The following is a 5,666-nucleotide window of genomic DNA, read 5'->3' as shown; positions in this document are numbered from 1 at the left end:
CCGTACGTACGGTGGTGTGAGAGGTCGATAATTGAACTAATCAATTATCTCCTACTCGATTCTTAATATTTAAGGTTATATTCGTAAACTAGTGCTGGTTCTTTACCTACGCGTGTAAAGTTATTTAAGTTATTAATAGCAGTCATTTCCTCGTCGCTTAATGTGAAGTCATAGATGTTAATATTTTGCTTGATTCGCGCTTCATGAACTGACTTCGGAATGAAGGCGACCCCGCTTTGCAAATGCCAGCGGAGGACAACTTGAGCAGCAGACTTATGATGGTTAGCAGCGATCTTATTGAGGGTTGGATTGTCGAGGATGGTTCCACGCCCAAGCGGACTCCACGCCTGGGTAACAATATCATGTTCCTTATCGTATTGGAGCAAGGGCTGTTGGTTTAGGCGAGGATGACGTTCGATTTGATTAATAACGGGCATCTCATGCGCTTGAGTAGCAAGATACTGAAGGTGAATCATTTGATAGTTACTAACACCGATTGAACGGGTCAGACCTTCCTTTTTTAATTCTTCAAGGGCTGCCCAAGTATCAAAGAAAGCTCGCTCAATTGGCCAATGAATAAGTAAAAGGTTAACATAATCAAGCTTCAACTTTTGGAGGGAGTCTTTAACAGAGGTAATTGTTTGCTTAAACCCTTGATTAGGTTCAGATACTTTTGTGGTAATAAAAAGGTCCTCACGAGGTAAACCAAGCTCTTGTAAGGCGTTTCCAACCTCTGCTTCGTTTTTATATAATTGCGCAGTATCAAAAAGACGATAGCCAGCATCATAGGCATACTTTATCGCGGAGGTAATCGTACTTTGATCAGTAATTTTATATAAGCCAAATCCTTCTTGAGGCATTGATTGACCATCAGCAAGCAATAATTGTTTTACCTTATTATTCATTGATATTCTCCTTTGTAATAAGCGAAGTAGTCGATTGTCCCTTAATTATTGTTGGGGTATAAACTTTTGAAGTGACTTCTTCGCCTGCAATCATTTTTAAGATCATTTCCCCAGCATCTTCACCTAGTTGACGTTTGGGGTGATTGGCTGTAGTAAGGCTGGGGGAGATAATTTGCGCCATTTCATAGTTATCAAAACCTATTACTGAAATATCAGTTGGCACTTGTTTTCCCTGTTTTTGAAGATGACTAATAACTCTTGTAGCAAGGCGGTCATTATAGCAGGCAATCGCCGTAATATCATTATTACTATTAAGCATCATGTCGACTTTTTTGATAATATCTTCATAGTCTTCGCTTGATTGGTACATAATAACGTTTGATTTAGTAGTGGGGATATTGTTATCTTGATAGGCTTTGATCATTCCAGCCATGCGGTCAACGCCTTGCTGATCATCTATTTGGAATACTCCTAAAATATTAGTATGTCCGAGGCTAAAGAGGTATTTCACCAAATCCTCCTCTGCTTCCCGGTCTTTTGTCAGTAACGAAGGAAAATTAAAGCCAGGATAAGTAGAGTGAAATAGGATTGTTGGAATTTTATATTTCTGGACTTGCCGATAAAGGTCTAAGTTAGGATTTGGCATGGCGCTTTCAGTCGGTTCAATAATTAATCCAGCAATTTGAAGATCCAACATATTTAAGATTGTTTGGCGTTCGCGTTTATGGTCATTAAGCGTATTTCCAACAATCATTGAGTAACCTTGTTCTGTTACCACACTATCAATTCCGGAAATGATTGGAGGGAAGATATAGTCAGCCATATGAGTACTGATTACCCCAATGATTTTATTTTTTTCACTTTTTGTCCAATCGCGTTGCCAGTCTTGAACAAACATCCCACCACCCTGAATACGGTAAATATAGTGCTCGTTTTCAAGGTCCCCAACAGCGCGACGAATTGTATAACGGGACACATTAAAACGTTTCATTAAGGCACTTTCAGTTGGCAGTTTTTCGTTGATTTTATATTTTCCATCAATAATTTCGTTTCGTAAAGTTTGCTTTACTGTTTCATATTTCACTTCCAATGCTTTGCGCTCCTATCTTAATAAAGGTAGTTTTGAATATATAAAAAATGCTCCATATAATTAGCAACCTGCTAACGCCTATGAAGCATTTGATTGATTTTATCTTGATATTTAGAACCGACGCTTCTTTGGATTTTCGATTGGCTTGTTATCCAAATCGGTCCGTACTACTAGAACATCGCAAATTGCTGTTCGGGTAACAAATTCGGTAACAGAACCGATCAGAATTCGTTCAACCGCGTTTAGCCCAGTAGCACCAATCATAATGAGGTCAGCACCCATTTCCTTTGGCATATCCCGAGCAATAATTGTCTTTGGAGCACCATATTCAATGGAGTAACTAGCATTTTCAACACCGTGCTCTTTAGCATAGTCGATGTACTTGTCTAAAGTCTTCTTTGCAGTTTCTGTAACTTGTTCAACCATTGAGGTATCGAAACTAGAAATGTTTTGGAATGCACGTGTGTCAACAACGTGAAGTAAACGTAATTCAGTGTCTGCACCATTACGTTTTGCTACAGCAACAGCTTTCTTAAAAGCCAATTCAGCTTCTTTAGAACCGTCAACAGGAACTAAAATGTGTTTGTATTCTTGTGCCATAATTGTAGTGCCCTCCTGAAATCTTTATATTGTATACTTATTATACACTTTTTCACTATTGAGCGTAAAGCGCCTACGAAACATTACTTGCGATGATTTACGCGAAAATCAGCAGTAATTGCGAAAGCCATTAATGTTTCGCTGACACAGCCGATGATTACCATAATAACTAGGAATCCGGTATTGTTTGTCCATCCGGAAATGATGCTTAGAATACCGACAATAGTCATCACAATTCCCCAATTTTTTAATTGCGGAGCTAGATATTTGCTTTTAGTAGGGTCAAAAACAAGAAATGGCTTATGGATGTGGGTTAAGAGAAAGATTCCTTCAAAAAGAGCAATCAAACCAAACAGGGTCATTAGAAGTGGTAACAACATAAAAAATCTATCCTATCTATAATGAAATTAAAATGAGGGTGAGAAAAAGCAAAAATCTTTCTCACCCTCACTAAATATGTACGAAAACTCCGTTGGTGCCGTTAATTGTCATTCAGTGTTGACCTGTGTTTAAGACAGGTGGGACACGGCTGCCTAATATTCAACTACCAAGTGTAAAGGCATGTTGTCCAAAAGGCAATGCACTAGTCCCAAAGTAATAAGACTGTAAGGCAAACCTGCGTTTAGACAACGCGTACACTACAGAATTTTCACTTTTATAATAGCATTTTTAAGTGGTTGGTGCAATTATTTACTCGGATGATGTTTACCCCGTAAAGTATGTTGCTGAGCCTTCCGTAATTGCCAATATTGGCGGCCTAAACTAGCTTCAAAACGACCATTATTTTTGGGTTGGTAGTATTGGGCATCTTTGATTCGATCAGGCAAGTATTGTTGAGCTACCCAATCTTGGGGATGATCATGGGGGTAGTCATAATCTATCCCGTGACCTAACTTAGCAGCTCCCTTATAATGGGCATCTTTAAGGTGAGCTGGAACGTCACCAAAGCCACCTTGGCGGACCTGAGCAAGAGCTTCATCAATTGCATTAATTCCCGAATTGGATTTTGGTGACAGGCATAATTCGATGACAGCATCTGCTAAGGGAATTCGTGCCTCCGGAAAGCCCACTCGTTCTGCAGTTTGAACTGCCGTAACAGCTCGTTGCACAGCAGGCATATTCGCAAGCCCAATATCTTCGTAGGCCGTGACCATTAAACGTCGTGCGATGATAGGAAGATCCCCAGCTTCAATTAAACGAGCAAGATAGTGGAGGGCTGCATCAGTATCTGACCCGCGAATAGACTTTTGAAAGGCCGAAATGACATCATAATGAGCATCACCATCTTTGTCAGCGGATAACGCCTTTTTCTGGACGCTTTCCTCAATAATCGGTAGCGTAAGATGAATTTTCCCATCTTCACTTGGATCAGTTGATTTGGCAGCAAGTTCCAATCCATTTAAGGCACTTCGAAGATCACCATTGGTCGCTGCTACTAGTTGGTCCTCAGCGTTTTCTTCAAGGACTAATGGTAGATTACCCAGACCACGTTCTTTATCAACTAATGCACGCTGGATAGCGGTCTTCATTTCATCAGTTGAAAGTGAGTAAACTGGGAAAATTTGCGTCCGACTGCGAATGGCGGGATTAATACTAATATATGGATTTTCTGTTGTCGCCCCGATGAGGATAATTCGTCCGTTTTCGAGGTGCGGAAGAAGAAAATCTTGTTTTACTTTATCTAATCGATGGATTTCGTCGAGTAGTAAGATTACAGTTCCGCTCATCTTAGCTTCTTCTGCGACGATTTGTAAATCCTTTTTTGTATCAGTTGCCGCATTTAGTTTTCGAAAAGCATATTTAGTTGAACCAGCAATCGCACTGGCAATACTGGTCTTACCAGTTCCGGGAGGGCCGTATAGAATCATTGAAGAAAGCATTTTTGCTTTAACCATGCGTGAGATGATTTTACCTGGTCCGACAAGGTGTTGTTGACCGACCACTTCATCTAACGTTCGCGGCCGCATTCGATAAGCAAGTGGTTGTTGCATATATTAGCCACGATCCTTTCTATGGAAGAGATGGTGGAAAAAACTTTGATGTTGATCATTGTTTTTTTCAGTCATACTATTATTTGAATTTACCAGATTAGGATATCGTTTTTTGACGTCGACTGGTGATTGGTAAACAGCTGTTTTTGCCGCCACGACAACTGCTAATGAGTCTGGGTCAGTTTTATATTCTGGATCAGTTTTCAATGTAAATTGAGCATTATCTTTAGCAGCAGTTTGAATGTATGGATGAATTTCGTCGTGAGGGAGATTACCGTTGATAAAAACAAGGTTGCCAATTCCACGATCTAACTCGGCAGTTAATGCCTTTGTCCAATCTTGTTCCTGTAGTTCTTGAACACTAATTGTTAGACAGACGCGTTCACGGAATGTTCCGAGATATTTTCGCTGTTCATCGGGCTTGATTTTTGGTGTACCGTAAACAGCATTGTCAATTCGCTGTTGAGCAGCACTTTTTTCTTGTTCAGACATATTGAACGCCTCCTTATCATGCAATTGTAACACGAAATGCAGAAAACTATATTTCTTGATAATGTTATAATTTTTGTTATATCATGACTATGAAGAAACAAAAGTAGGCTAACATATAAGGGAAGTGATTATTATGTTTAGTGCAGTATTTTGGGTTTTAGCATTTTGGTTTATTGTCAATCTAGTCTGGACAATTGCGCGCCTTAATAATCGGATGATGTCAAGAACGTTTGCCTGGATAAATGTAGTGGCAGTAGTAATTGGTTTTTGGACGTTTTACGCTGCCAGCAATGGCGGGGGCGGAATTGCTCCTTGGTTTCGGTTGATGAATTGGACTAACATTGTCCTTGCGATTTTTCAATTTTATAATGGATACCGCCCACATCAATATAGTAAAAAATCATAGCTCTAATTAAAAAGCTTATAAAAAGGCGAGGCTGGGAATTAACTATTAATTTTTGGTTCTCTAACAGTAAAATCCGGACTACGATTTTTGATTGATTCAAAAATCGTAGTCCGGATTTTAAATTATTTATGAAATTAGTCTCCAATCGACTAATTGATTGTCCCAATTTCGTTAGATTTAAT

General features: G+C 39.4%; 8 protein-coding genes and 1 other RNA gene. 1 reads left to right on the top strand and 8 read right to left on the bottom strand.

Annotation, left to right across the window (positions count from 1 at the left end):
* Window positions 1–62: 62 nt before the first annotated feature.
* The 7 genes from AACL61_RS07425 to AACL61_RS07400 form a co-directional block, all read right to left on the bottom strand.
* Window positions 63–905 carry an aldo/keto reductase gene (locus AACL61_RS07425; protein ID WP_102816401.1) on the bottom strand — a complete coding sequence of 281 codons (843 nt, stop codon included), beginning with the start codon at window positions 903–905 and terminating at the stop codon, window positions 63–65.
* Window positions 898–1,995 (bottom strand): GntR family transcriptional regulator, encoded by a 1,098-nt coding sequence (locus AACL61_RS07420; protein WP_102816402.1) that lies wholly within the window; start codon window positions 1,993–1,995, stop codon window positions 898–900. Before AACL61_RS07420 ends, AACL61_RS07425 begins: the two co-directional genes overlap by 8 nt.
* A 111-nt stretch (window positions 1,996–2,106) precedes the next feature.
* A complete protein-coding gene (locus AACL61_RS07415) occupies window positions 2,107–2,595 on the bottom strand; it encodes a universal stress protein (RefSeq protein ID WP_003666602.1) in 489 nt (162 codons plus the stop codon).
* Window positions 2,596–2,678: 83 nt separating this feature from the next.
* Window positions 2,679–2,975: a hypothetical protein gene (locus AACL61_RS07410; RefSeq protein WP_019254211.1), complete on the bottom strand. Its 297-nt coding sequence runs from the start codon at window positions 2,973–2,975 to the stop codon at window positions 2,679–2,681.
* A gap of 82 nt (window positions 2,976–3,057) precedes the next feature.
* A non-coding RNA gene (ssrS, locus tag AACL61_RS09955) (6S RNA) lies at window positions 3,058–3,245 on the bottom strand.
* Window positions 3,246–3,281: 36 nt separating this feature from the next.
* Window positions 3,282–4,586, bottom strand: coding sequence for a replication-associated recombination protein A (locus AACL61_RS07405; RefSeq protein WP_102816403.1), 1,305 nt, complete (start codon window positions 4,584–4,586; stop codon window positions 3,282–3,284).
* Between the two features lie 3 nt (window positions 4,587–4,589).
* Complete coding sequence (locus AACL61_RS07400; protein ID WP_029507553.1) at window positions 4,590–5,078, bottom strand: YueI family protein; 489 nt, start codon at window positions 5,076–5,078, stop codon at window positions 4,590–4,592.
* Between the two features lie 133 nt (window positions 5,079–5,211).
* Here AACL61_RS07400 and AACL61_RS07395 point away from each other — a divergent pair, with 133 nt between their 5' ends.
* A complete protein-coding gene (locus AACL61_RS07395) occupies window positions 5,212–5,484 on the top strand; it encodes a hypothetical protein (protein WP_042229270.1) in 273 nt (90 codons plus the stop codon).
* Here the strand turns inward: AACL61_RS07395 and AACL61_RS09950 are convergent.
* A partial coding sequence (locus tag AACL61_RS09950) for a hypothetical protein (RefSeq protein ID WP_423245880.1) occupies window positions 5,414–5,666 on the bottom strand: 253 nt, incomplete at its 5' end. The genes AACL61_RS07395 and AACL61_RS09950 overlap by 71 nt on opposite strands.

This window comes from Limosilactobacillus reuteri subsp. porcinus (genome assembly GCF_036621895.1).
Lineage (GTDB): Bacteria > Bacillota > Bacilli > Lactobacillales > Lactobacillaceae > Limosilactobacillus > Limosilactobacillus reuteri_J.
Note: the sequence above shows the minus strand (reverse complement) of the source record. Positions and strands in the feature narration are given on the sequence as shown.

Bases quoted from the DNA above. Each gene is read 5' to 3' on its own strand.
- AACL61_RS07425 (WP_102816401.1), bottom strand. From the start codon at position 905: ATGAATAATAAGGTAAAACAATTATTGCTTGCTGATGGTCAATCAATG.
- AACL61_RS07415 (WP_003666602.1), bottom strand. From the start codon at position 2,595: ATGGCACAAGAATACAAACACATTTTAGTTCCTGTTGACGGTTCTAAA.
- AACL61_RS07410 (WP_019254211.1), bottom strand. From the start codon at position 2,975: ATGTTGTTACCACTTCTAATGACCCTGTTTGGTTTGATTGCTCTTTTT.
- AACL61_RS07405 (WP_102816403.1), bottom strand. From the start codon at position 4,586: ATGCAACAACCACTTGCTTATCGAATGCGGCCGCGAACGTTAGATGAA.
- AACL61_RS07400 (WP_029507553.1), bottom strand. From the start codon at position 5,078: ATGTCTGAACAAGAAAAAAGTGCTGCTCAACAGCGAATTGACAATGCT.
- AACL61_RS07395 (WP_042229270.1), top strand. From the start codon at position 5,212: ATGTTTAGTGCAGTATTTTGGGTTTTAGCATTTTGGTTTATTGTCAAT.